The organism is Candidatus Zixiibacteriota bacterium (assembly GCA_021159005.1).
In the GTDB taxonomy this organism is placed as follows: Bacteria; Zixibacteria; MSB-5A5; order UBA10806; family 4484-95; genus JAGGSN01.
Genome location: JAGGSN010000114.1, coordinates 1 through 26,906, shown reverse-complemented (window position 1 = coordinate 26,906; position 26,906 = coordinate 1). Strand labels below are relative to the sequence as shown.

Annotated in this window: 28 protein-coding genes; 23 read left to right on the top strand and 5 right to left on the bottom strand. The window is 43.7% G+C overall.

The annotated features are described in order from the left end of the window. From J7K40_07295 to J7K40_07190, 22 genes are all read left to right on the top strand, one after another. On the top strand, positions 1 to 496 hold a 496-nt coding region (locus tag J7K40_07295; protein ID MCD6162202.1), incomplete at its 5' end, for a S1 RNA-binding domain-containing protein. Positions 497 to 505: 9 nt separating this feature from the next. After that, on the top strand, positions 506 to 1,777 hold the full coding sequence (locus J7K40_07290; protein MCD6162201.1) for an insulinase family protein: 1,272 nt from the start codon (positions 506 to 508) through the stop codon (positions 1,775 to 1,777). 2 nt (positions 1,778 to 1,779) lie between these two features. Further along, on the top strand, positions 1,780 to 2,586 hold the full coding sequence (locus J7K40_07285; protein MCD6162200.1) for a polysaccharide deacetylase family protein: 807 nt from the start codon (positions 1,780 to 1,782) through the stop codon (positions 2,584 to 2,586). 119 nt (positions 2,587 to 2,705) lie between these two features. After that, entirely contained in the window at positions 2,706 to 3,074 is a 369-nt protein-coding gene (locus J7K40_07280; protein MCD6162199.1) for a phage holin family protein, read from the top strand. Between the two features lie 168 nt (positions 3,075 to 3,242). Then, entirely contained in the window at positions 3,243 to 4,088 is an 846-nt protein-coding gene (locus tag J7K40_07275) for a DUF89 family protein (GenBank protein MCD6162198.1), read from the top strand. Positions 4,089 to 4,306: 218 nt separating this feature from the next. Further along, positions 4,307 to 4,444: a hypothetical protein gene (locus J7K40_07270; protein ID MCD6162197.1), complete on the top strand. Its 138-nt coding sequence runs from the start codon at positions 4,307 to 4,309 to the stop codon at positions 4,442 to 4,444. Positions 4,445 to 4,482: 38 nt separating this feature from the next. Continuing rightward, positions 4,483 to 5,814 (top strand): tRNA (N(6)-L-threonylcarbamoyladenosine(37)-C(2))-methylthiotransferase MtaB, encoded by a 1,332-nt coding sequence (mtaB, locus tag J7K40_07265; protein ID MCD6162196.1) that lies wholly within the window; start codon positions 4,483 to 4,485, stop codon positions 5,812 to 5,814. A 443-nt stretch (positions 5,815 to 6,257) separates the two neighbouring features. Continuing rightward, positions 6,258 to 6,614: an NADH-quinone oxidoreductase subunit A gene (gene ndhC / locus J7K40_07260; GenBank protein MCD6162195.1), complete on the top strand. Its 357-nt coding sequence runs from the start codon at positions 6,258 to 6,260 to the stop codon at positions 6,612 to 6,614. Further along, positions 6,605 to 7,081, top strand: a complete 477-nt coding sequence (locus J7K40_07255; GenBank protein ID MCD6162194.1) for an NADH-quinone oxidoreductase subunit B — start codon at positions 6,605 to 6,607, stop codon at positions 7,079 to 7,081. The genes ndhC and J7K40_07255 overlap by 10 nt, the downstream gene beginning before the upstream one ends. Then, positions 7,081 to 7,608: an NADH-quinone oxidoreductase subunit C gene (locus tag J7K40_07250; GenBank protein MCD6162193.1), complete on the top strand. Its 528-nt coding sequence runs from the start codon at positions 7,081 to 7,083 to the stop codon at positions 7,606 to 7,608. The genes J7K40_07255 and J7K40_07250 overlap by 1 nt, the downstream gene beginning before the upstream one ends. Further along, positions 7,602 to 8,774, top strand: a complete 1,173-nt coding sequence (locus J7K40_07245; GenBank protein MCD6162192.1) for an NADH-quinone oxidoreductase subunit D — start codon at positions 7,602 to 7,604, stop codon at positions 8,772 to 8,774. The genes J7K40_07250 and J7K40_07245 overlap by 7 nt, the downstream gene beginning before the upstream one ends. 7 nt (positions 8,775 to 8,781) lie before the next feature. Next, a complete protein-coding gene (locus tag J7K40_07240; protein MCD6162191.1) occupies positions 8,782 to 9,276 on the top strand; it encodes an NAD(P)H-dependent oxidoreductase subunit E in 495 nt (164 codons plus the stop codon). Further along, complete coding sequence (gene nuoF / locus J7K40_07235) at positions 9,273 to 10,553, top strand: NADH-quinone oxidoreductase subunit NuoF (protein ID MCD6162190.1); 1,281 nt, start codon at positions 9,273 to 9,275, stop codon at positions 10,551 to 10,553. The genes J7K40_07240 and nuoF overlap by 4 nt, the downstream gene beginning before the upstream one ends. Before the next feature lie 3 nt (positions 10,554 to 10,556). After that, on the top strand, positions 10,557 to 12,935 hold the full coding sequence (gene nuoG / locus J7K40_07230; GenBank protein ID MCD6162189.1) for an NADH-quinone oxidoreductase subunit NuoG: 2,379 nt from the start codon (positions 10,557 to 10,559) through the stop codon (positions 12,933 to 12,935). 1 nt (position 12,936) lies between these two features. Continuing rightward, positions 12,937 to 13,926: an NADH-quinone oxidoreductase subunit NuoH gene (gene nuoH / locus J7K40_07225; GenBank protein ID MCD6162188.1), complete on the top strand. Its 990-nt coding sequence runs from the start codon at positions 12,937 to 12,939 to the stop codon at positions 13,924 to 13,926. An 11-nt stretch (positions 13,927 to 13,937) separates the two neighbouring features. Next, complete coding sequence (gene nuoI / locus J7K40_07220; protein MCD6162187.1) at positions 13,938 to 14,453, top strand: NADH-quinone oxidoreductase subunit NuoI; 516 nt, start codon at positions 13,938 to 13,940, stop codon at positions 14,451 to 14,453. 3 nt (positions 14,454 to 14,456) lie between these two features. Then, positions 14,457 to 14,957, top strand: coding sequence for an NADH-quinone oxidoreductase subunit J (locus tag J7K40_07215; GenBank protein MCD6162186.1), 501 nt, complete (start codon positions 14,457 to 14,459; stop codon positions 14,955 to 14,957). 3 nt (positions 14,958 to 14,960) lie between these two features. After that, positions 14,961 to 15,263, top strand: coding sequence for an NADH-quinone oxidoreductase subunit NuoK (gene nuoK / locus J7K40_07210; protein MCD6162185.1), 303 nt, complete (start codon positions 14,961 to 14,963; stop codon positions 15,261 to 15,263). 13 nt (positions 15,264 to 15,276) lie between these two features. Then, positions 15,277 to 17,193, top strand: coding sequence for an NADH-quinone oxidoreductase subunit L (nuoL, locus tag J7K40_07205; protein MCD6162184.1), 1,917 nt, complete (start codon positions 15,277 to 15,279; stop codon positions 17,191 to 17,193). A 1-nt stretch (position 17,194) separates the two neighbouring features. Beyond that, the gene (locus J7K40_07200) at positions 17,195 to 17,923 is read left to right on the top strand and encodes a class I SAM-dependent methyltransferase (GenBank protein ID MCD6162183.1); all 729 of its coding nucleotides are present in this window, start codon (positions 17,195 to 17,197) and stop codon (positions 17,921 to 17,923) included. Next, the gene (locus J7K40_07195; protein MCD6162182.1) at positions 17,923 to 19,512 is read left to right on the top strand and encodes an NADH-quinone oxidoreductase subunit M; all 1,590 of its coding nucleotides are present in this window, start codon (positions 17,923 to 17,925) and stop codon (positions 19,510 to 19,512) included. Before J7K40_07200 ends, J7K40_07195 begins: the two co-directional genes overlap by 1 nt. Further along, positions 19,509 to 20,960 carry an NADH-quinone oxidoreductase subunit N gene (locus J7K40_07190; GenBank protein MCD6162181.1) on the top strand — a complete coding sequence of 484 codons (1,452 nt, stop codon included), beginning with the start codon at positions 19,509 to 19,511 and terminating at the stop codon, positions 20,958 to 20,960. Before J7K40_07195 ends, J7K40_07190 begins: the two co-directional genes overlap by 4 nt. 4 nt (positions 20,961 to 20,964) lie before the next feature. On the opposite strand, the gene J7K40_07185 is transcribed toward J7K40_07190, so the two are convergent. From J7K40_07185 to J7K40_07165, 5 genes are all read right to left on the bottom strand, one after another. After that, positions 20,965 to 21,414 (bottom strand): isoprenylcysteine carboxylmethyltransferase family protein, encoded by a 450-nt coding sequence (locus J7K40_07185; protein ID MCD6162180.1) that lies wholly within the window; start codon positions 21,412 to 21,414, stop codon positions 20,965 to 20,967. 146 nt (positions 21,415 to 21,560) lie between these two features. Continuing rightward, positions 21,561 to 22,364: a metallophosphoesterase family protein gene (locus J7K40_07180; protein MCD6162179.1), complete on the bottom strand. Its 804-nt coding sequence runs from the start codon at positions 22,362 to 22,364 to the stop codon at positions 21,561 to 21,563. Between the two features lie 311 nt (positions 22,365 to 22,675). Next, positions 22,676 to 23,929, bottom strand: a complete 1,254-nt coding sequence (locus J7K40_07175; protein MCD6162178.1) for a serine hydroxymethyltransferase — start codon at positions 23,927 to 23,929, stop codon at positions 22,676 to 22,678. 4 nt (positions 23,930 to 23,933) lie between these two features. Continuing rightward, complete coding sequence (locus J7K40_07170; protein ID MCD6162177.1) at positions 23,934 to 24,374, bottom strand: RpiB/LacA/LacB family sugar-phosphate isomerase; 441 nt, start codon at positions 24,372 to 24,374, stop codon at positions 23,934 to 23,936. After that, positions 24,371 to 25,294: a branched-chain amino acid transaminase gene (locus J7K40_07165; GenBank protein MCD6162176.1), complete on the bottom strand. Its 924-nt coding sequence runs from the start codon at positions 25,292 to 25,294 to the stop codon at positions 24,371 to 24,373. Before J7K40_07165 ends, J7K40_07170 begins: the two co-directional genes overlap by 4 nt. 275 nt (positions 25,295 to 25,569) lie before the next feature. Here J7K40_07165 and J7K40_07160 point away from each other — a divergent pair, with 275 nt between their 5' ends. After that, complete coding sequence (locus J7K40_07160; GenBank protein ID MCD6162175.1) at positions 25,570 to 26,343, top strand: tetratricopeptide repeat protein; 774 nt, start codon at positions 25,570 to 25,572, stop codon at positions 26,341 to 26,343. Positions 26,344 to 26,906 lie beyond the last annotated feature (563 nt).

Below are 26,906 nucleotides of genomic sequence, written 5' to 3'. Positions count from 1 at the left end.
ACTTGATATAATGAACAAGGCAATCGACAAGCCCCGAACCGAGTTGTCGCCATTTGCACCGAGAATTATCTTCATGAAAGTTAAAATATCAAAAATCGGCGATATTATCGGACCCGGTGGTAAAACCATTCGCGGCATAGTTGAGCAAACCGGCGCCAAAGTCGATATTGAAGATGACGGCACTGTGCTTATATCCTCAGTCGACCAAAAGGCTGGTGAAGCCGCCAAGGAGATGGTAGAAAGGCTTACCGAGGAAGCTGAAATCGGCAAGATTTATACTGGCAAGGTTAGGCGGACTACCGGTTTCGGCGCTTTCATTGAAATTCTGCCCGGAACCGATGGCATGGTTCATATTTCCGAGCTGGAGAACTATCGAGTTAACAGCGTAGAGGATATTATTAAAGTTGGCGATACAACTACTGTAAAAGTAATTGATATCGATAGAGACGGGAAAATCCGTCTTTCGCGAAAAGCTGTTTTAAACGAGAAGAAATAAGAAATACACGTGAATTCTCATTATCAAAAAACAGTTTTCCCTGATGGTATGAGGATTATTTCGGAGTCGATACCGTCAGTCAGGTCTATCTCGATAGGCTTATGGATTGATATCGGCTCCCGTGATGAACCGCAAGATATCGAAGGCGTTTCTCATTTTATTGAGCACATGGTTTTTAAGGGCACGACTACACGGTCAGCCTTTGATATTGTCTCATATATTGAATCCGTTGGCGGGATACTTAACGCCTTTACGACGCGGGAAAACACCTGTTTCTTGTCGAAAATTATCGACCTGCATCTGCCAAGAGCGGTTGAGATTCTCTCCGACATGGTTTTAAATGCCCGGTTCGATGAGGGCGATATTGCCAAGGAAAAGAAAATCGTAATCGAGGAAATAAACGAGGTTGATGATACACCATCCGACCTCGTTCATGATATCTTTGCCGATTCGATTTTCGGCAAGCATTCACTGGGACGACCAATTTTGGGAACGGTTGAATCGGTACAGGGATATTCGCCCGAAAAAGTTGTTGGTTTTCTAAAAAATAATTATCAGAGAGACAGAATGCTGGTAGTAGCCTCCGGCAATCTCGAACATGAAAAGCTTGCCGAACTTGTAGGCAAATACTTTCCCGACACTAACAGCGGTGATTATGTTTCGAAAAGCATTAAACGCATGAAACCCAAACTTCATTCCGGAATACTTGCAGTTAACAGGGATATTAAACAAGCCCATATCTGTATCGGTATGCCGGCGGTAACATTTGACCATTCTCAAAGAGCCGCTTTACTGCTTCTAAATTCAATCCTTGGCGGCAGCATGTCATCACGATTGTTTCAAATAATTCGCGAGGAAATGGGTATGGCTTATACTGTCTTCTCATATCTTGATTTCTTTGTGGATTCCAGCATTATTGGCGTTTACCTAAACACTGAAAAAGAACAAACCGGAGCGGTAATTTCAGCTGTTTTCAAAGAACTGGAAAAGTTTAAAAAAAACAGTTTAAGTTCTATCGAGCTTGATTCAGCCAAAGAGCAGTTTAAAGGCTCATTAGTTCTGGGATTGGAAAACACATCTCATAGAATGAACCGTCTGGCTAAGCATGAACTATTTTTAAACAAGTATATAAGTATTGATGAAACAATTAAGGAAATAGACAAGGTTGCTTCAACCGATTTGTTAAATCTCGCCAATCAATTGTTTCATGCGGATAAATTCAATGTAACGGTTCTGGGACCTGTATCTCAGAGCGATGTTGAAAACAGTATAAGCTGGTAGTCATGCTTGAGTATCCTGTACTTGCGGGAGCTTATACTCTTGGCTGGTATTTATTCTGGCGGTATAAGCTGAAAAAAGCATCGAGCCGCATTCTTGCTTTTCATGATATTCTCGATAAACCTGATTTATCCATAACCCGAATGAGTACATCCAAATTTGAAAATGTTATGGCATATTTAATCTCTCGAGGATTGCGGGGTAGAAGCATTAGCGGTATAAAAAATGAAAATGACATAGGACTCACTTTCGATGACGGCTGGCAGAGTTTTTACACTAAAGCTTTTCCGATTTTACGCAAATACGGTTTTACTGCAACCGTGTTTATTGTTTCCGATTATGTGGGGGAAAAGAGCAGGTGGGATTATCAGAAAAAGGAACATCTATCATGGCCGGAGGTAAAAACTCTAACGGATGAGGGAATTGAGATAGGCAGTCATTCGGCAAACCATATCGACCTTCGGGGCTTAAACGATGATAAGCTTGAATATGAAATCATTGATTCCAAAAAGATGATAGAGGATAAAATCGGCAGGCAGATTAAATATTTTTCGTATCCATTTGGACGGTTTGACCGTAGAGTAAAAGAGGCAATCAGAAAAGCCGGCTATGAGAAAGCGTATGCCCTTAGCATCGGCGATGATGAATATTCGATAGCCCGTCAGTGCATATATTTATACGACACGCCGTACTCGATAGATATGAAGCTAAACAGGGGAATATGGATAGAGCAGTGCAAAGATTATATAAACAATTCGCTGGCAGGCGGGACCATAACGTTAAGGAAGCTCTTTCCGGTCAAGAAAATTTAGGTCGGGTTCCGACTCGCCGAAGGCGAGGAGAAACCAGACACTTTAGCCAAAGAGAAAATTCGTGGTTGGTGTACGTCTCCGTGCGCCAACATACATATTGTAGATGAAACAGGAATTTTATGGGAAACACTTTACTAAGACTATTAATTACCTCAATAGCGGTGCTGTTAGTGGCCAAACTAATGCCGGGTATTGAGGTAAGCAGCGGCTGGGCGCTGATTTTTACTGCCATACTATTAGGCGTATTCAACGCTATCCTGCGCCCGATTATGATAATATTAACCTTGCCGGCGACATTGCTAACATTTGGCTTGTTTATATTCATCATAAACGGCGCTATACTATATTTAATCGCATATTTCGTTGATGGCTTTGAAATATCGGGCTTATTCGCTGCAGTCATCGCCTCGATTTTAATATCGATAGTATCCGGTATTGTAAATTGGCTGGCAAAAGGGCAGTCGCGGGATAAACAGTATAAATACTAATAGCCAAGCCGCAGGGTTAATTGCATTAGCCTTTTCTAATTTATTGCGACGGCAGGAACCCTTTCCTGCCTTCTATGATAAGAACGCTGATGTTGTCAGGAAATCCACCTCAGGCGGATGACGACGCATGAATAGAACAAACATTTTACCGAGAGTAAGAGATAACAGATGAAAACTTATCTTGATTGCATTCCATGTTTTTTCGACCAGGCTCTTCGCGCCGGTCGGGCGGCTACAAATGATGAGAAAAAAATCAGGCAGCTGCTTGATGAGATAGGCATCATGCTTAAAGACATATCACTTGAAAGCACACCGCCTGAAACGGGACAAATAATCTATCGGAAAGTCAGGGAAATTACCGGAAATAGCGACCCTTATAAAGAGATAAAAAAGCGCGATACCAAGAAAGCTCTCTCATTATACCCATCGCTGAAAAAAGTTATCGAGTCATCTGATGATAAGCTCTTAACCGCAATCAGAATTGCCATTGCCGGCAATGTAATAGACCTTGGCGCTAATGCTTCCTTTGATATCGAAAAAGAAATCGATGTGGTATTAGAAAAGGATTTTGCGATTTGCAATTATAATGCCTTTGCAGAGCAATTAAGGAAATCCGATCGAGTGCTTTATATTGGCGATAATGCCGGAGAAACCGTTTTTGACAGGCTTCTCATCGAGCAAATGAACAAGCCGACTACTTATGTAGTTCGGGATATACCGGTTATCAATGATGCCGTTTATGAGGATGCCGTGCAAGCCGGTTTGCACCGGGCGGCTGATATTATTTCCTCCGGCACCAGCGCGCCCGGCACAATTCTTGATACTTGCAGTCCTGAGTTCATTGAATTATTAAACAAGTCGGAATTTGTTATTGCAAAAGGGCAGGGCAATTATGAGGGGCTATCCAATGAGAATCGCCGGATATTCTTTTTACTAAAAGCTAAATGCAAAATCATTGCCGATGACATCGGAGTAAAAAAAGGCGACATTTTATTAAAAGGAATAAACATATAACCTGGATTATTTATCGCAAAGGCAATCCGTCGCCGCGGACTTTTCGTGATTCTTGTACGTCCCCGTGCGCCAATAGTAGCGTGACCTTTGTTTATCATTGTGATATAGTTAAAAGGGTTGGTGTATGTTGTTGGGATATTTAATTTTATAAAGAGTTGTCGTGTTTTTTCTTCCCTATCGCGGCAGGGAAACCGACATGCTTAGCAAAGGAGCATATTATGAGCAAGCTTATTAGCATAATTATTCTAAGCTTTTTAATAATTGGTTGTACTTCTCAAACAAAGCTTAGAAAAACTGATTCGGAAAACTCTTATAATGACATCCTGAGGACGGAACGCCTGCCCAACATTTTATAAATTGACTTTAGCCATATAAATTTCCTATAATTTCAACTATGAAAAACAGTAAGTCGGGTTCCGACCCCGCCGCGGCGGGGGAGAAACCCGACACTTTGCTAAAAGCCGCTTTCAGCGCTGTAGGATGCAAGCTTAACCAGTACGAGGTGCAGGCAATTGCCGAGGCGCTGGCGCCTTATGGTTTCATCGAAACGCCATTCAACACGCGGGCTGATTTATATATAATCAACACCTGCACGGTTACCGGCAAGGCGGATTATACATCCCGCCAGATGGTGCGCCGCGCCCTGCGAAAAAATCCCGAAGCCAAAGTTATCGTTACCGGCTGTTATGCTCAATTAGAGCCGGATGCCATAAAAGAGCTGGGCGATATTGCCAGCGTTGTCGGCAATGCCAGCAAAGACACAATACCGGAAATCGCGCTGAAGATGTTCGACATCCCTTATGATGGCGCGCCCTCATGCGGCATAATAACCACCATGAGTAGCCATAGCCGGGCGTTTATCAAGATACAGGAGGGCTGTGTCGAGAAATGCACCTACTGCATAATCTGGAGAGCGCGGGGAAGACCTCAATCCAGAGAGCCGGAGCAAATCATAAATGAGATAAACAACCTTGCCGAGAACGGCTATCATGAGGTAGTACTAACTGGCGTTCATATTGGGAAATACAAGAAGCGTCTCAATCTAACGGGATTGCTCAAAGCCATATTTAAGGATACCGATATGCATCATATCCGCCTGTCCTCGCTTAAGCCCAATGAATTCAATGATAAGTTAATTCAGCTTATAGCCGATGAGAAAAGGCTCTGCCCGCATGTTCATCTGCCGATTCAATCGGGGGATGATTCGGTCTTATCGCGAATGGGCAGGAAATATAAAGCGTCATTGGTGAGCGGGCTGGCAAACAGGCTTATAGAAGCGCGCCCGGATATGACAATCGGGGCTGATTTCATAGTCGGCTTTCCCGGCGAATCAGAAGCAAATTTTGAAAACAGTGTTGCGCTTGTCAGGAACAACCCGATACATCGCCTTCATGTCTTCTCATATTCCGACCGTCCCGGCACGCCTGCCTCCGAGTTCCCCGATAAGGTTGCGCCGGAAGATAAAGCGAAACGCAGTCGGCGGCTTCGTCGAATAGGTAGTGAGAAGATTAAAAAACATAGTCAGGCTTTTGTCGGCCGCACGCTTGATGTCATAGTTGAAGACCGTCAAAAATCCGGTCTGCTGACAGGAGTATCCGGCAACTATCTCAAGGTTCAATTCCCCGGCGATGAGAAGCTTCGGAAGAAGCATATCAGCATCAAGATATTATCTGTGGATAGGGATATATTGATAGGTGATCCGGGGTCAATTGGGATTATAGAATAATTTTAGCATTCGGTAAGATGGCAGGAAAGGGTTCCTGCCATCGCGGGTAATACGTTTGCGCATCAGTTGCATTAAGGCATCCTCAATAGGCAGAGGTCGTCCGCCGCGGCGGATGCCCTACTACTTGCTATCATCAAGCGGTCTGGAATGCCGGCGATATTTCATCAGGGATATATTTCTACAGACTGCAGACAGGCGAATACAGCGAAGCCAAGAAGATGCTGTTGCTTAAATAGAAGTTCATATATTTCGCGTAGGGGCGAATTGTATTCGCCCTCTTTGATAGTCAATTGTGGTACCTATTTTTTGTAACATAGTTACTACATTAAAAAAAATCCCCTCAAAAACTCATTAAAAAATAATTGTTGACAAGAATAATCGGCTATGCTATGTTTGACCCCATGTTTGTTGGAGGTTGTGAAAATAATCACACGGTTTAAATTATGTTTGAAACTCTCTTCCCAATACTAATACTCGCTGTAATAACAACGGCTACCGTAATAATAATGCTTGCCCTGCCGGAAATCGTAGCGCATAAAACCAAAAGCCTGCGAAAAACCGCACCCTACGAATGCGGGCTTTTCCCCAAAACCGATGCCCGCGAATGTTTCCCGGTGAAATATTTCTTAGTCGCCATCGATTTTATTATATTCGATATAGAAATAGTGTTTCTTTACCCTTGGGCAATTGCCTATGCCGGCATGGGAACTTATGGATTTTTAACGATGGGTGTATTTTTAATCATGATGGTATTAAGCTATCTATATGTCGTATATAAAGGCGGGTTGGTATGGGATTAGAAAAGTATCTTCATGACGGCATTCTGCTAACCTCTGTCGAAAAGGCGGTAGGCTGGGCGCGAAGTTCATCTGTTTGGCCGCTGGGGTTCGGGCTGGCATGCTGCGCTATCGAGATGATGGCGGCTTTTACTGCGCGTTACGACCTCGCCCGTTTCGGCATGGAGGTAATGAGACCATCCCCCAGACAAGCAGACCTGATAATAGTATCCGGCCGTCTCACTGTGAAAATGGCGCCTATTATCAAACAATTATATGAGCAGATGCCCAATCCCAAGTATGTTATCTCAATGGGTGCCTGTGCCTCATGTGGCGGGATATTCAATAACTACGCCGTGGTGCAAGGTGTCGATAGAGTCATTCCGGTTGATATTTATATTCCCGGCTGTCCGCCAAGACCGGATCAATTGATTGAGGGAATTCTTAAGCTTCACGCTAAAATTAAAAAGGAAAAACTCGATAGAAGCTGATGTTAGTTGAACAGATAAAAGAACAATTAGATAATAAACGCAGCGATGATTTCGAATCGCTGTACATCTTTCGCGGCGATATTGTCGGCATAATAAAAAAAGAACGGCTAATCGACCTCTGCCGGTTTCTCAAAGATAATCCCAATCTGAAGTTCAATTTCCTGTCTATGATAACCGCAGCTGATTATCTCGGCAAAAATAAAAAACGGTTCGAAGTAGTTTATTCGCTCTATTCAATCGAACAGCACCACCGTATAATGCTAAAAATAGCCTGCGATAAAAATGAGGAAATACCCAGCCTGACAGCTATATGGGATACCGCCAATTTTCAGGAACGCGAAGTGTATGATATGTTTGGCATCAGGTTTTCTAATCATCCGAACTTGACAAGAATATTAATGGATGATGATTGGGTTGGTCATCCCCAGCGCAAGGATTTCCCCTTGACCTATGAAGCGCCGGAATTCAGTCATAATCGCGGTAATGTCGAGCTTGATGACAAGTCGCCCGACCGGGAGATATTTTGACGCGTAAAACCATGACATTGAATGTCGGGCCTCAGCATCCGGCAACGCATGGCGTTTTACGGGTCGAGGTCGAGCTTGATGGCGAGACTGTTATCAGCGCCAAGCCGATTATTGGCTACCTGCATTCCGGCATCGAAAAAAACATGGAAGCTAAAACCTATACACAGGCTATCACAATGACCGACCGCATGGATTATCTCGCTCCGATGTCCAACAATCTTGTTTATGTTATGGCGGTTGAGAAGCTGATGGGGGTAGAGGTGCCGCTTCGGGCGCAGTACTTACGGGTTATAATGACCGAATTAACCAGGCTTAATTCTCATCTTGTCTGGCTGGGCACGCATGCCACTGATATTGGCGCTATGACTATGCTGCTTTATGCTTTCCGCGAACGGGAAAAGATTCTGCAGGTGTGCGAGTTTGTTTCCGGTGTGCGAATGATGACTACTTATTTTCGTATAGGGGGACTGGCTAAGGATGTCCCGGAGGGTTTCGACACCCGGGTTAAGGATATAATTGATACATTTCCTGCGAAAATAGATGAATATGAGGGCTTGCTGACAGAAAATAAAATCTGGAAAAACAGAACTATCGGAGTCGGCAAAATATCCGCCGAGGATGCAATAAAATCAGGTTTGTCGGGACCAATGCTAAGAGCGTCCGGAGTCAATTGGGATATACGCAAGGCAAATCCATATTGCAGTTATGATAAGTTTGATTTTGAAGTGCCGCTTGGCAAAAATGGCGATACCTACGACCGCTACAAATGCCGGGTAGCAGAAATGCGTCAATCACTGCGGATAATACGTCAGGCGCTCGAGGGCTTGCCACATGGCAGCTATATCTCAAAAGATTACAAGATTGCTCCGCCGCCCAAAATGGAAGCGCTAAAAAACATGGAGCAGTTAATTCATCACTTTAAATTTTGGACAGAGGGCTTTAGTCCGCCGCAGGGTGATGTTTATCATTCGATTGAATCGCCCAAAGGTGAAATTGGCTGTTATATCGTTTCGGATGGCTCGAACAAACCGTACCGAGTGCATTTCAGACCGCCCTCGTTTGTTAATATCTCAGCGTTGAATAAGCTCGTTAAGGGACATATGATGTCTGATTTAATTGCGATTATCGGCACGACCGATATTGTGCTTGGCGAAGTTGATAGGTAGCATGAAGATGGCAGAACCAGTTAAAGAATTACTTTCAGGGAAATCGAAAAATCATTTGGAAAAACTGAAAACACTTTTCCCTGAAAAAAAGTCGGTTGTTTTGCCGGTTATTCATACTGTATATGACCAGTTTGGCTATATCAATAAGGATGCTGTCAGGGAAGCGGCTAAGTTTATGGATATTCCTTATGTCTATTTCGAGGAAGCCGCCAGTTTCTATACGATGTTTCCACTTAAGCCGGTTGGCAAGTATCTCATTCAGGCCTGTCAGAATATTTGCTGTACTCTGATGGGTGCTGAGGAGCTTGTCGGTTATCTTAAGGAGAAGCTTAATATCGAGATTGGGGGAACCACCGATGATGGTATGTTCTCCTTAGTATTAGTTGAATGTCTTGGCTCATGCGGCACAGCCCCGGTTATGCAGATTAATGATAAATATTATGAAAATCTCACTAAGGAAAAAGTTGATGAGATTCTGGAAAAACTGAGGAATAGTCAATGAGTTTCGAACCATTCTTATTGCCGGCTATTCCCGATCATGAAAAGATAGATGTCTATCTAAAGCATGGCGGCTATACCGCTTTGCCGAAAGCATTAAAGGAATTCAAACCCGAGGAGGTAACCGATGAGGTTATCAAATCCGGTTTACGCGGTCGAGGCGGCGCCGGTTTTCCAGCTGGCAGGAAATGGTCATTCATACCCAAGGGTTTAAACAAGCCGATATATCTGTGTGCTAACGCCGATGAATCGGAACCGGGCACATTTAAAGACCGCGAGCTGATAAGTAAGCATACCCATGGGCTTATTGAGGGGATGATTATCACCTCTTATGCTATTAAGTGCAATCAAGCTTTCATATATATAAGGGGCGAGTTCGCCGATGAAGCCCGTCAATTAGAGAAAGCTATTTCAGAGGCGAAAGATAAAGGGTATCTCGGCAAGGATATTCTCGGCTCGGGTTTCGATTTGGATATTACTGTCTATCGCGGCGGCGGCGCTTATATCTGCGGCGAGGAAACAGCCCTGATGACATCAATAGAGGGCGGCAAAGGCTACCCGCGATTAAAACCGCCGTTCCCGGCTGTCTCCGGTCTGTATGGCTGTCCTACAATTATCAATAATATAGAAACTTTAAGCAATATACCTCATATTATCAACAACGGCGCCGAGTGGTTTAGTTCTATCGGTACGGAAAAATCAACCGGCAGCAAAATATTCAGCGTCTCCGGGCATGTTTGCAAACCCGGCAATTATGAACTCCCGATGGGCATATCGCTTCGCGAGTTGCTTTATGAGCATGCCGGCGGCATCAAAAATGATAGAAATCTCAAAGCCGTAATTCCCGGCGGTTCATCGGTTCCGATTCTTACCGCTGATAAAATTGATGTTAAGATGGATTTCGAATCGCTTATGGAAGCCGGCTCAATGCTTGGCTCAGCCGCCGTTATCGTAATGGATGAGACTACCTGTATCGTGCATGCGGCGATGGTTATCTCGCGCTTCTACCGTCATGAATCATGCGGACAATGCACGCCCTGCCGCAACGGCACCATGTGGATGTACCGCATCCTTCATAGAATCGAGCACGGGCGCGGCAAACCGGAAGACCTCGACCTGCTTTTGGATATTTGCGATAATATTGAGGGCAATACTATCTGTCCGCTTGGCGATGCGGCTGTGCCGTCGGTGAGAACATCGATTAAGCATTTCAGAGATGAGTATGAGTATCATATCAAGAACAAAAAATGTCTCGTGCAGTTGGGACAGAGGTTTGAATAGCAGATGGCTGATTTAGTTAAAGTTACAATCGATGGCAAGGAAATCGAGGTCGAACCGGGTACTTTTATTATTGAAGCTGCCAGAAAGCTGGGCATAGAAATCCCATCATTATGCTATGACCCTCGCCTAAAGTCGGTCGGCTCCTGTCGGATGTGTTTAGTTGAGGTGGAGAAAATGCCCCGAATGGTTGCCTCATGCTCTATGCCTGTTATGCCGGGGATGGTTATTCATACCAACAATGAGAAAGTAATCAAAGCCCGTAAAGGCGTGCTTGAATTTATCCTGATAAACCACCCGCTCGATTGCCCGACCTGTGATAAGGGCGGCGAATGTCTCCTTCAAAATCAGGTTGTCAAATATGGTTCCGATACCAGCAGATACACTGAAGATAAAATCCGCAAGATTGACAACCCTAATCAAAAATTTGATGATGTCCGTTTGGGTCCCGAAATCTGGATGAATAAAAACCGCTGTATTATGTGCTTCAAATGTGTTCGCATCAATCGCGAACTCGCCGGCGGCACAGACCTTGGGATTTTCTATAGAGGCGCTTTTGCCAGAGTTGATATACCATCCGAATTAAAATATACTAACGAATTTTCCGGCAATACGGTTGAGTGCTGCCCGGTTGGCGCCTTAACAGCGGATTCGTTCCGCTATAAGATTCGAAGCTGGCTTTTGGATAAAACCAAGTCCGTAGCCTGGCTTTGCCCGGACGGCAGTAATATGTTTATAGAGCACAATCAGGGCAAGATTTACCGTCACACAAGCAGACAGAACGACAATGTTGAAGTTGGTTTTCTGTGCGATAAAGACCGCTTCGGTTTCGATATAACCTCACACCCTGACAGGTTGAGATTGCCTATGGCCGATGACAAGGGACCGATGGCGAAAATCAGCTATGAGGAAGCGGTTGCGATTGCGATTCACCAATTAACAGATATTAAAAGCGAAGAGGCCGCTTTGTTAATGGATACAACATTAACTAATGAAGAAGCATTCTGTGCCTCAGAGTTTTACCAATACGCTCTACCGAGTTCATCAATTGCTATATCTAGTGAATTTGATATCGCTAATGAAATACCGGCGACTGACCTTGGTTTGTCGATTGAGATGAAAAACCTCGAGCAGGCAGATATGATTCTAATTGCCGGATGCGACTTGGCAAGCGAGCATCCGATTGTCAGCTTGCGGATCAAAAAGCTTATTACCAAAGGAATGCCGGTATATTTTATCAACAATCGAGATATGTCTCTAGGCCGGTTCGATGTATATAACATTCGCGCTTCTTATGGTAAAGAGTATGAGATTATCGATAAAATCATAGCCTTGAAAAGCGGCAGTGATTCTGCCGGTCTTTTCGATAATATGAAAAACCAGCTTATCGGCGATTTTGGAAGATGTAAAAATATCCATATCCTGACCGGCGCAGATATGCTGGCTAATCCAAATAGAAATAAATATTTAAGCTCATTAAGAAAATTAAGCGAATCGCTGAAAGCAAAGCTTTCGATTTTGACAGCCGAGACCAATTATCTCGGTGTCAAACTTTGCGGACAACAAAATTCCACTCTTGATGGCATTATCCGCAAAATAGAAGACGGCAAGATTAAGACGCTGTTTATTGCCGGCGGCAACCCTGTTAATGTTTATCCGAATCGTAAGCGAATTACCGAAGCGTTTAAAAAGCTTAATTATCTGATATACTGGGGCGCTTTCTCGAATGATACAGCCAAACTGGCGGGGTTGATTATCCCTGCAGCTTTGCCGACAGAAAATGCCGGTTCGTATATTAATATAGAGCGCCGTCTGCAATTTATGAAAAAGCCCTACGCTTTGCCCAAAGGGATGACTACCTTAATACGGTTGATTAATGATATGAAGATTGATATGAGCGGAAAGCCCTGTTATTCAGCCGCCGAAGCATTCTCGAAAATGGCGGAAGCTATACCTGAATTTAAAAATCTAAAATATGAATACTCTGAAGGGCATTTGTTTGCATCGACAGATAACAATAAGCTAATCAATAATGACAGCCAGATAGATATTGCGCCGCCTGACGAGTTTCCTTACACACTGACATTTTCCAGAAGCGTTTACTACGGCGCCTCTGGGATAACATCAAAGTCGCAGACGCTTGAAAAACTTACACCGCCGCAAACGCTGATTATGAATCCTGATGACGCTCAAAAAGAAGGACTCGAAAGCGGTTCAACGGTTAAGCTTGAAACCAACTCGGCAAACGGCAAATTCCCACTGTCGGTCAGCGGGGATATTAATGCCGGCGAGCTGGTTCTATTCGGTTATTCTGAGAAAAATCCGCCTAATGAATTTATGACTGGATTTAATACGCCGGTTTATGCTAAGGTATCAAAGGCTTGATATGTGGGTTTCTATTATAATAGATGTAGTTAAAGTTGTGGTGATATTCGCTGCACTACTGATTATGGTTGCCTATGCAACCTGGTTTGAGCGTCGAGTACTAGCCTTCATACAGAGCCGGTTGGGTCCCAATCGCGTTGGTTATTTTGGCTTGCTGCAGCCGATTGCCGATGCTGTTAAACTGCTGTTCAAAGAAAGCTTTTTACCAAAAGATGCAAATAACAAGATTCTGTTTATTCTTGCCCCGATGATGGCTTTCGTGCCGGCGGTTCTTTCTATTGCGGTGATACCTGTCGGCGACACGGTTACTATCGCCGGACATAAGGTTGAGCTTATCATATCTGATTTGAATGTCGGGATATTATATATATTCGCTCTTAGCTCGCTGTCTGTTTATGGCGCTGTGTTTGCCGGTTGGTCGGCTAATTCCAAATATTCGCTTTTGGGCGGCTTGCGCGCCTCGGCTCAGATGATAAGCTACGAAATAGGCTTGGGATTGTCGGTAGTCGGCGTTTTAATGCTCGCCCAAACATTCTCGTTAGCCGAAATAGTCCGCTTGCAAAGCGGCTCGATTCTTGACTGGTATTTCTTTAAACAACCGGTGGCTTTTTTCCTGTTCTTTGTGAGCGCTCTTGCCGAAACAAATCGCCTGCCGTTCGACCTTCCCGAATGCGAGTCGGAGCTTGTAGCGGGCTACCATACGGAATTTGCAGGCATGAAATTCAGTGTGTTTTTCCTCGGCGAATATACGCACATGCTGATTGTCTCGATGATTGCCTCCAGTATTTTCTTCGGCGGCTGGGCTGGACCGTATCTACCGCCTGTAGTGTGGTTTTTTATCAAGGCAGTAGTGTTTATGTTTATTTATGTTTGGGTAAGAGGGACGCTGCCGCGTTTCCGCTACGACCAGCTTATGCGATTCGGCTGGTTAGTTATTTTCCCGCTTGCCCTGATTAACGTGATTGTAACAGCGTTGATAATGCTTCTATGAGGTGAATGGATATGTGGGGTTCTTTAAGATCAGTATTTTTTGCGATTCCGAAAGGAATGTCGATTACTTTCCGTTATATATTCCGCAAGAAAGTAACCGAGCAATATCCCGATGAAAAACCGAAATTTGAAGCGCGTTATCGCGGCTTGCATTATCTTACCCGCTATACCGATGGCGCTGAGCGATGTGTTTGTTGCGGCCTATGCGCCGCCGCCTGTCCGGCTGATGCTATCTACATGGAGCCGGCTGAAAATGAAGCAGGGGAGAGGTACGCAAAAATATACGAGATAAATGAGCTAAGATGCATCTATTGCGGTTTCTGCGAGGAGGCATGCCCCGAGGAAGCGATATTCTTAGGCCATGAATTTGAATATTCTGCTGAAAACCGCAGTGATTTTTTGTATAATAAGGAAATGCTGTTGGCAAATTACGATAAAATCGAAAAAGACCGGGTTGCGAAACTGTACAAACCCTTCACGCGGCAGGATAAATTTCAATTTAAAAAACCTGCAGAAGGGCTTCACTAAGATATGGGTATTGTAGTATTTTACATGCTTGCGGCAGCAGCCTTAGCCAGTGCAATTATGGTAGTAACTCGCAAGAATGCGGTAACATCTGCTATATATTTAGTTGTTGCAATGTGCTGTATTGCCGGTTTGTTTGTCCAGCTTGGATCGATATTCATCGGTGTTCTGCAAATCATTGTTTATGCCGGTGCGATTATCGTCCTGTTCCTGTTTGTTATAATGATGCTGAACCTTAAATATGACGAACTCGGTTTCGATTCGAGAGTATTCCAGAGAATATTCTCGGCCGTGCTGAGCTTAGTGCTGATACTTCAACTTGTTCTGGCAGTCTCCAAGTATCCATTCAAGCCCGGCAGGCCTATTGATATGTCGATGGGCAATGTCGAGAATGTTGCGCATAAGCTTTTTTATGATTATCTGTATCCCTTTGAGGTTACCGGCGTGCTTTTATTGGCCGCTATAATCGGAGCGGTGGTAATTGCCCGTAAGAAAGGAAACAACTAAGTTATGGCGCCGTTAAATCATTACCTGATTTTATCCGCCTTATTATTTGCCATCGGCGTTTGGGGTGTGCTTAAAAACCGCAACGTCCTGATTATCTTTATGTCTATTGAGTTAATGCTGAATGCTGTGAATATCACCCTGATGGCATTTTCGAGTTTCATGAAAGACTTCTCAGGACAGGTGTTTATCTTTTTGGTGATGGCGGTAGCGGCGGCTGAGGTTGCTGTCGGACTGGCTATTATAGTCTCGATTTTCAGAGCTAAAGAGACTGTCAACGTTGATGATATTAACATTATGAAATGGTGATTCGGTAAAATAAATGGAAACGATTGTTGCCTTAATTCCGATGTTCCCGTTAGCGGGTTTCCTGCTAATCGGATTAACTAATAAGAAATTACCTAAACCGGCGGTTAGTTTTATTGCCTGCGGTTCTGTGTTTATGTCGTTCCTGTTTGGCGTTATCGCCTTTTTCGATATATTGGGAATGCCATCCGATTCGCGCGCTATAAACGTAAAGCTGTTCGACTGGATAGTTTCCGGCTCGTTTAGCTCCTCGGTAAGCTTCATGTTTGACCCCTTAGCGGCGGTTATGGTTTTGGCAGTATCCGGCGTTGGTTTTCTTATACATGTTTATTCAATCGGCTATATGGGACAAGATAAAGGTTATTCACGCTACTTCTCATTTCTAAACTTGTTTATGTTTGCCATGCTTTTACTGGTGATGGCTGATAATATTCTTTTGATGTTTGTCGGCTGGGAGGGCGTCGGTTTATGTTCTTATCTGCTTATCGGCTTCTTCTTCCATAAAAAGTCAGCCTCGGATGCCGGCAAGAAGGCTTTCATTGTAAACCGCATCGGTGATTTTGGTTTCCTGCTTGGCACAATGCTGATATTCTGGACACTGGGCACGCTTAACATTCAAGAGATTTCTCATATTGCGCCGGATGTTTTAGATGTTGGCGGCGGCGTTGTAATCGCGATAACACTTTTGTTGTTCCTTGGCGCTACCGGCAAATCAGCCCAGATACCGCTGTATGTCTGGCTTCCGGATGCTATGGAAGGTCCGACTCCCGTATCGGCTCTTATTCATGCCGCCACGATGGTTACCGCTGGCGTTTACATGGTAGCAAGGCTTTCGGCTTTGTTTGCGCTGGCTCCGCTTACTCTAACCATTATCGCTATTGTCGGCGGGGTTACCGCTTTGTTTGCCGCTACTATAGGGCTTGTGCAAAATGATATCAAGCGTGTGCTGGCATATTCGACTATCAGCCAGATAGGCTATATGTTCTTGGCCTGCGGTGTTGGCGCTTTCGCCGCTGGCATATTTCATCTGGCTACTCATGCTTTCTTTAAGGCGCTGTTATTTCTCGGTTCCGGTTCGGTTATTCATGCCCTTTCAGGCGAGCAGGACTTGCGCAATATGGGCGGTTTGAAATCAAAAATCCCTCATACGTTCAGAATATTCTTGGTTGGCACGTTAGCAATCTCCGGCGTTCCGTTATTATCGGGATTTTTCTCGAAAGATGAGATACTGCTTAAGGCATATGAGGGGCACACACTGTTATGGCTTCTGGGTTTAATCACCGCTATACTGACAGCTTTCTATATGTTCAGGCTGCTGTTTATGACATTCTACGGCAAGTCGAGAGTTACTCCCGAAGCTGAAAAGCATCTGCATGAATCGCCGCCTGTTATGACCATACCGCTGTATATTCTGGCATTACTGGCAATCATCGGCGGCTATGTAGGTTTGCCGCACGCTCTTGGCGGCGGAGCTTGGTTCGAGAATTTCTTAGCGCCGGTGTTAGCGGTTGCTCATCATGGCCATGATGCGGCTCATCATACTCCGCTATCAACCGAATATTTGCTTATGATAATATCGATTATTGCCGCAGGTCTGGGAATCCTTGTTGCCTTTGCATATTATATCAAGAACCCCGAAAAGCCCAAACAGCTTGCTATCAAAGCCGGCGGTTTATATAAAATAGTATTGAATAAATATTATATAGATGAGATTTATGATTTCGCGATTGTTAATCCATTGTATATCATTTCTCTTATATTCTGGAAAATATTCGATGTTCGCATTATTGATGGTTTCGTTAACAACTTGGCTAAATCATTCCGATTTATGTCGGAGAGATTCCGGATTGTTCAAACCGGCATGGTGCGAAATTACGCTCTGTCGTTATTGTTTGGCGTCATACTTTTAATAGGCTATTTTATTTTGAGGTAATATGCTGACTGATCGTATTAAACATTACAGAACCGATGCTGAGGAGTTTGACTATTTTAATGTCGAAAATCCCGTTCATGCTAATGAGGAAAAGAGACGCATGCAGTTTCTGGAAAGGCTGATTAAATTCGCGCCGGGCAATTATGTGATTGACTGCGGTTCCGGCAATGGCTGGCTTGCCCGCGAATATCTTCAACAGGGAATAGTTATTATATCTGTTGATATTTCAGATAAAAATTTGAGGCGTATTAAAAACGATTATGACAGTCAGAATAAAGGCTTTTACATAGCTGCTGATTTGAATCAGCTTCCTTTCAAAGAAGGCGTTTTTGATGGGGCTGTTTCTAATGATGTTTACGAACATATTGAAGAACCCAAGACTGCCGCCGCCGAGGTTTGGAGATGTTTAAAAAAAGGCGCTAAGTTTTATGTCTCAGTTCCATATAATGAAAATATAGTTTATTACCTCTGTATTCACTGCAATAAGCCAACGCCTATTAATGCTCATCTGCATAGTTTCAATGAGGAATCTCTGGGGGCAATATTTACGGAAGCTGGCTTTAAAATAGTGAACACTTATAAAATTATTAACAAATTGTTAAGCGCAACTTTTGTTTATTATGCTTTATGCCGCTGGATGCCTTACTGGCTGTGGCGGACTATTGACATTACAGTAAACTTATTTGCCAAAAAACAATCACGTTTAGCTTTAAAAATGGTGCGCAGCTAATGGAAAACTGGCCGATTTTATCATGGATTATATTTTTACCCCTTATCGGGATAGTTCCGCTTCTATTGATTAGCAAAGAGAAGAAGAACCTGCTTAGAATTACCGCATTGCTGTTCTCGTTTGCTAATTTTGTGCTTTCGTTGGTTCTCGTTTCGAGGTTCGACAGTTCCGATATTAATTTTCAATTTGTAGAAAAATTGCCCTGGATTAGCTCGGTAGGTATCGAATATCATGTCGGCGTTGATGGGATTTCAATACTGTTAATACTACTGACCACATTTATCAGCATTATCTCAATAGCTTCCACATGGACAGCTATAACCGAAAAAGTCAAAGGGTTTATGATATCCTTTTTGATTATGGAGGTCGGCATGCTGGGTGTATTCATGGCGCTCGACCTGTTCTTGTTTTACGTCTTCTGGGAGGTCATGCTTCTGCCGATGTATTTCATAATCGGCGTCTGGGGCGGAGCGCGGCGCATATATGCGGCTATTAAGTTTGTTTTGTTTACAATGGCCGGTTCGCTCTTAATGTTGTTAGGGATAATTTTCATCTATTACCTAAACTATCAATATACCGGCATACATACATTCGACTTTACGGTTATGCTCGATTTGCCGATTCGGGCGACTACTCAATTATGGCTTTTTGGCGCCTTTGCCATAGCCTTTGCCATCAAAGTGCCGATGTTCCCGTTCCATACCTGGCTTCCGGATGCTCACGTCGAGGCTCCTACTGCCGGTTCGATTATTCTGGCTGGTGTCCTGCTCAAAATGGGAACTTATGGCTTTGTCCGATTCTGTCTGCCTCTGTTTCCGGTGGCCGCATATAAATTTATGCCGCTAATAAGCATCCTTGCTCTAATAGGCATTATCTATGGCGGTTTAGTGTCGATTGTTCAGAAAGATGTTAAGTCCTTAGTAGCGTTCTCATCGGTGGCTCACCTTGGTTTTGTGATGCTTGGTATATTTGCCCTTAATGTTCAGGGCATCTCCGGTTCGATACTACAGATGGTCAATCACGGCATATCTACCGGCGCTTTGTTTATGCTTGTCGGCATGATTTACGAACGCCGTCACACCAGGCTTATTGAGGATTTCGGCGGCATTGCTCATGTTATGCCTGTGTTTGCCGCCTGCTTTATGATTATCGCGCTTTCGTCTATCGGCTTGCCCGGGACTAACGGTTTTGTCGGCGAGTTTTTAATATTGCTGGGCATGTTCAAAACAAATATAACCTTTGCCGTTTTGGGAACGCTGGGTATAATCATTGCCGCGGTATATATGTTATGGATGATTCAGCGGGTTTTCTTTGGCGAATGTAATAATGAGAAAAACAAGGTTCTTAAAGATATTAACTGGCGGGAAAAATTCCTGCTTGCACCGCTTATCGTACTGGTTTTCTGGATCGGTTTCTATCCCAAACCGTTCCTAAGCTTGATTGAACCAGCAGTTGAAAATCTTGTCGAAAATGTCGAGCAGAAATATCAAGCTTCAAATTATAATTTCCAACATGATATGGCTACGAATATTGACATGCTCGAAGAACTTGAGACCGACGCAGATACCGAGCGGGAGGAAATTAAATGATCCCGAATGTCAATATAGAGTGGGCGACAATATATCCCGAAATAACGGTATGTATAACTGCGGCTATAGTATTGCTTGTTGATTTATTTTTACCCAAGCGGAATAAATGGCTGCTTGGCGCAATATCATTTGTCGGGATGCTTATAACATTATACTGGTTTGTGTTTCATAATTTTTGGTATGAAAGCACCTCATTTTTCGGCTTAGTCGTTTGCGACCCTGCTAGTTCATATTTTAAGATAATATTCTGTCTTGGCACAATCCTTACTATATTCTTATCTATCACATACCAAAAGCGAGAGTTCCCGGAAATTGGCGAATTCTATACGTTAATCTTATTATCTACTTTTGGCATGATGGTAATGGCATCCTCCGCCGATTTAATTACCATATTCCTCGGTTTGGAAATGATGAGCATCCCATTATATGTGTTGGCTGGCATTTACCGCAACCGTTATCGGAGTTGTGAAGCCGGTCTGAAATATTTCCTTCTGGGAGCATTCGCCTCCGGATTCTTACTGTATGGCATAGCTTTTGTCTATGGCGCTTTTGGCACTACCAACTTGAATAATATATCTGTTATGGTTGCTGCCGGCGAACAGTACTCGGTTTTCTATGTTGGCGTCGGCATGATACTTGTTTTAGTTGGCTTGGCATTCAAAGCCGGAGCCGTGCCGTTCCATATGTGGATTCCCGATGTTTACGAGGGCGCGCCTGCGCCGGTGACCGCCTTTATGTCGGCAGGACCTAAAGCGGCGGCTATAATAGCTATCCTCAGAATTTTTGTTATAAGCAATCCGGCTATCGATTTAACCTATGTCTTCTGGATTCTGGCGGCAGTAACTATGACATGGGGTAATATTTTTGCCTTAACACAAAAAAATGTCAAAAGGATGCTGGCATATTCATCGATTTCCCATGTCGGTTATGTTCTGATTGCCGTTGCTGTTGGCGGGCAGGAGGGTTTCTCATCCGCAACATTTTACCTGCTTGCTTATACTCTTATGAATATCGGCGCCTTTGCGATTATCATACTCTTTGCCGAACGCGAAGAGTTCTACGAGAACATCTCCGATTACGCCGGTTTCGGCCAGCAGTTTCCGTTTGCCGCAATCGCTATGACTATATTCTTAGCCTCATTGGGCGGCATACCCGGCACGATTGGCTTCATCGGCAAGTTTATGATTTTCAAAGCGGCTATTAATAACGGTTTTATCTGGCTGGCGGTTATAGGCGCCTTAAACAGTGTTGTTTCGATTTACTACTATCTGCGTATTGTCATGACTATGTATATGAAAACTCAGAAGCCAAGGATAACTGATGTTGCCATCTCGCCTTCATTGATGGTAGCAATCGTTATTTCATTAATTGGTGTTGTCTGGATTGGCATAATGCCCGAAAAATGGCTGGCTATCGCAGTTACAGCCGCCCAGCATGTTATTCCATAACAATCTATAACCATCGCCTGACGTGTTTTTTATACTTTAAATATTCATTACCGAAAACATCTTCCAGCGTTTTTTCCTCATCAGGAATAAATACTATGCTTACGGAAATATAATAAGCAGCCGGTATAATAAATGTAGTTAATGATCCCAAAACAATTGACGCGCCTAATAAAATAAACACCATACCTAAATACATGGGATTACGCGTAAAACGAAACGGACCTTCTGTAATCATGGCGGATGAATTTTCAAAAGGCTTAACTGTAGTGTTATATCTTTTAAATAAATTGTCAGTTCGGAGGTTTATCCATATTCCAAAAATAATCAATATAATCCCTCCATATCTATAGGGAGAATGAATCAATTGAATTACAGGAAGAAATAGATGCAATGCCGCTGTTAATATTAGAGATGTTATAAAATATGTAGGCGGCAATGGTTTTCTCATTTTCATATCGGTTCTCCGTCATTGGCATCCGAACCTACGGATGCTAAAGTTAAATCCATTTTTCAATATCCCATACCTAAAAACATCATACCAGCCAAGTAGGGCATCCGCCTTAGGTAGGTTGAATTGCATTACTAATTGTTTTGTGAAAATTACACATATATCGTCCTATAAGTCAGCACCCCGCTTTTTAAAGTCCAGTGACGAAAAGTCGATTGTCTGCCCCACCAGCCAACTACCGGAGCGCTTATAAAAAATGGAATATCATCAAGCAAATGATATTCATCTCTATGGAAATGTCCGGCTAAGACCGCAAAGACGCCGCCCTGTTTCATCATATCAGCCCACCTGGTCAAAGTTTCCGCTTTCCAGCCGGTATGCATCTCGTTGCTGTAGAAATCAGGCAGACCGGTTGCATGACAAAACAAGATTGTGGGCATCGATGGATTTAGCATTTTCTCAAGCTGTCTGAATGCGTTGTCTCTAACAGATGAATTTGCCCTATCCGAAAGAGATTGGCTGTTGAATAAAACCATACGCAGACCGGACGCGGGCGATATCGATTGATTGCATGGTCCGAAATATTTTTCAAATATCGGCTCGAATTCTTCGGGGTGGTCAAAAGTAACATCCCAATTTCCGGGCACAAAGTAGATTGTCTTGGCAAACTTCAAAAGGCTTTTCGCTTGCTCCATATCCTCAGCTTTGCCATGTCCGTTGGATATATCGCCTGTATGAATTATAAATTCGTATGGCAGTGAGAGGTTATTAATTTTATCAATGATCTTTGTTGTTCTCTCGATACCGCTTTCATCCGGGATATGCGTATCGGTTAGCTGAACAAACGATATTTCGGGAACAGGTTCGGCATCTAAGGCATAGACCGATTTCGGCAATGATGCGGCTATAGCGCTTGTGCCTAATAATCTGATAAATGAGCGTCTATTTATTGCCATTGTTCTTTCCTCATCATTGTTTGATAGGGTATTATATCATATAATCATCCGCTATGTAATTGCAATATATATTTTGGGGTGAGGTGGGTGGTTTGCTGTTAGCAACAAAGTAGGGCATCCGCCTGAGGCGGACGAGACCTGCCTATTCGGCACTCACATTTATAAAATCATCAGTATTCCAACAAACTGGTAGGTTCAAACATTCGTCCTGATATCTCCATTCTACATGCTATCCCGAATAGGCAGAAGTCGGGGACTTCTGCCCTACTAACTTGGCATATTTTCTTATAAACCAAACATGTATCATCACCTCAAACCCCATTCCGCTGCCTTCTATATATCGGGAAATTCTCGCACAACTGCCCGACATCATCACGCACCCGGCCGATGACATCCGCATCGCCGAGGTTGTTGATAACCTTCGTGATGAAATCGGCGATTATGTGCATCTCCTCAATACCCATGCCGCGCGTGGTAATCGCCGGCGTGCCAATACGTATGCCGGAGGTGATAAACGGCTTCTGCGGGTCGAACGGCACCGTGTTTTTGTTTACCGTGATGCCGGCTTGCTCAAGCGCTTCCTCGACCTCTTTGCCGGTCAATCCCTGCTCGACAAAACTTAACAGCATCAGATGGTTATCCGTGCCGCCGGAAACAACATGGAAACCAGCGTTCTTCAAATCCTCAGCTAAGACTTTGGCGTTTTCCACAACCCGTTTTTGGTATTCATTGAACTCCGGCTGCATCGCCTCCTTGAAAGCGACAGCCTTAGCGGCGATAGTATGCATAAGCGGCCCGCCCTGAATACCGGGCATGACCTCGCGGTTAATCTCCTTCATATACTTCTTCTTAAACATAATTATCCCGCCGCGGGGACCGCGCAATGTTTTATGCGTGGTGCTGGTAACGAAATCGGCATAAGGGATAGGCGAGGGATGCAGTTCGGCGACAATCAAACCCGCAATATGAGCGATGTCAACCATCAGGTAAGCGCCAACCTCATCAGCAACCGCGCGAAACTTCTCGAAATCGATGAACCGCGGATAAGCCGATGCGCCAGCCACTATCATTTTCGGCTTAGCTTTCTTTGCGACATCCATCAGTTCATCATAATCGATAACCTCGGTTTCTTTGTTCACATTGTACGGCACCACATGATAAAGCTTGCCGGAAAAATTGATCGGGTGTCCATGAGTAAGGTGTCCGCCATGCGACAGGTTCATGCCGAGCATGGTATCGCCGGGTTTTAAGAACGCCATGTATACAGCCATATTAGCTTGCGAGCCGGAATGCGGCTGGACATTGGCGCGTTCACAGCCGAACAGTTTCACGCACCGCCGCCGAGCTAAAATCTCAGCCTCATCGACATAGGTACAGCCTCCATAATAGCGTTTGCCCGGATAGCCCTCGGCATACTTGTTGGTCATCACCGAACCCATCGCTTCCATTACCGCTTCGCTTACAAAGTTCTCGGAAGCTATCAATTCAAGCCCTCCATGCTGACGTTTTGCCTCATTGCGTATAGCCTCGTATATTTCCGGGTCTACGTCTTTAATGTATGACATAAAATCATCCTTTTTCGTATTTAATTATTTTATCGACTCGCCGCGCGTGCCGATCGCCCTCAAAATTGGTATTTAAAAAAGTGTCAAGTATCGCTTCTATCTGGTCCTCGGGAGTAAACATCTCCGAAAGGACTAACATGTTGGCGTCATTATGCGCTCTTGCTAAGCGTGCCATCTCAGGATTAATTGCTAAAGCGGCACGAACACCCTTGACTTTATTCGCAGTCATTGCCATACCGTTGCCGGTGCCGCAGATGACAATACCCATTTCAACAACATGTTCGCCGACCGCCTCGGCGGCTTGCAGTCCGAAATCAGGGTAATCGCAGCTTTTATCAGAAGATGTACCAAAATCCTCTGAGCCTATGTTTTTAGAGATTAATAAGTTTTTAATTATTACTTTATACTTATAGCCTCTATGGTCTGCTCCAAGTGCTATTCTCATTTTACGTATGTCAGCCAGTTATATTTGTCATCAAAGCCATCTTCAAAAATGCCGAAATAAGCGTCCTGTAATTTTTTAGTAATAGGACCGCGTTTGCCATCGCCGATTTTTATGCCGTCAATTGATGAGATAGGTGAAATTTCAGCTGCCGAACCGGTGAAAAATACTTCATCGACAACATATAACGCTTCGCGCGGTATATTTTCCTCGATAACTTTGATGCCCATTTCCGTCGCAAGCTTGATTACGGTATTGCGGGTAATGCCGGGCAGAATAGATGCGCCAAACGGCGGCGTAATCAGCACGCCGTCACTGACAATAAACAGGTTTTCACCGGAACCCTCGGATACATGACCGATTGCATCTAATGCAATTCCCTCAACATAGCCGTGATTGATAGCCTCCAGCTTGATAAGCTGGGAGTTCATATAATTAGCAGTGGCTTTTGCCATTGTCGGCATCGTTCCGGGAGCATTGCGGCGCCATGAACTAACGCAAACAGACACACCTTTCTCTAAAGCTTCCGGACCCAGATATTTTCCCCATGGCCATACCGCCAGACAGACCTCAATTGGAACGCCGGTCGGGTCAACGCCAAGGCTTTCATAACCGCGGTATACAAGCGGCCGGATGTAGCATTCATCAAGCTTGTTAATTCTAATCAGCTCGATAATGGCGTTATCAATCTCAGCCATAGTGAAGGGAACTTCCATGCGGTAAATTTTACACGAATTAAACAGCCTTTTAGTGTGGTCTCTCAAACGAAAAATTGCCGGACCCTTGGGTGTTTTGTAGCATCGGACACCCTCAAAAAGCCCGGAACCGTAATGTATAACATGAGATAAAATATGAATATTAGCGTCATCCCAATTTACAAGTTTGCCGCTCATCCAGATTTTTTCAGTTTTATTAAAAGCCATCATACCTCCATTCGGTTTGAATATATTATTTGTTTTATTATAATATAGGCTAACGATTATTAGCAACCAAAATTATAAATAATAATAATTCGTGATATTATAACTGAACAAAAAAATAATGGCGTAATATATTGTGCTTTAACGCTTAGGGAGGTCATGTATATCCGTGTGGATATTGCCATGTGCCCCTGCGATTGCCTTGCCGCATTATAAAATTATGCAATTTATATTGAAAATTTCCATAATAATAGCTAAAATATATCATGATATATTTTATGATAAAATTAATGCCCAAAATAATCTGCGCATTTTGGGCGGCAGGAATTCTATTATCGTCCGCCTGCGGACCTAAATTGCCGCCGGAAGAGCGGTTCCTTAATAATTATCAGACCGGCCATGAGCTGATGCTGAATAGAAAATACGAGAGGGCGATAAAGCATTTCCGCAAGGCTATGAAAATCCAGGATAGCAACCCGGAGGTTTACCGTCAGATGGCTGTCTGTTTCGAGAAATTGAATGAAACCGACAGCGCAGTTGTCTATTATGAGGGTGCGATTGTATTCAATCCTAAGGATTCGGATTCGTACCAGCGTATCGGCGATATATATTATGAGCAGGGCGATCTTCATGAGGCGATGACTTGGTACGATCGGGCGAAAGACTTAGGCTATATTCAACCCCGAAGTTATTACCGTCTGGGGAATGTTCATTATGAATGGCAGCGATATGAGATGGCTAAACAATGCTACGAGTTTGCTATTATAGCCGATTCGACCTATGCTGATGCTTATTATGGGCTGGGGAAGATTGAGCTTGCGGCTGGCGATACCGTAAAAGCCGAAGCGAATTTCCATAAGGCGGCAGAGGCTTACAGTCATTCAAATTCCTACTACATGCTTGGCACGCTTTATTACAAACAGCAGGATTCTGACCGCGCCTTGAAATGGTTTGAGGCATATCTACGGCTTGCGCCAGAGGGCAAGTATAGCTTGAAGGCCAAGGATTATCGGATGAAGATTATGTTGGAGAAGAAAGCGGGCAGGCAGTAGTTCTGGTTCCCCATCTTGATGGGGAGGAAGAAACCCGATATGTTTCATGTGTTTAGTGTTCGCCTTAGGCAAACCTGCCTACCAACACAGATAGTGCACGAGGATGTACACCACTCACATAAATAGAGAAAAAACTTGCTTAACGATATTGAAGGTATAAATAATAAAGACGTTTTTGAACGCAAATGGGGCGTTGCCGATGGAATAGATATTAAAGGAGAGTTTGGCGAATGAGTGAGGTGTCGGGTTTCTCCCGTTGGTCGGAACCCGACCTACTCCTATATAGAACTAATGTTAAAGGATATAAATAATGAAAAAAATTTTGGAAAGTCTTAGTGAAAGTCGACCAATTTTTCATAATGAAGCAGATTTTCAACATGCTTTGGCTTGGGAGATGCATAATAAAAAAAAGAACTAAAAATTCGTTTAGAAAAATGTATTGATGATAAATATATAGATATTTGGGTAGAATGTGATAAATCAATTTTTGCAATTGAGTTAAAATATAAAACTAGAAATGAATATAATAATAAAAAGAAAAAAGAATTAGTGATATTTAAAGA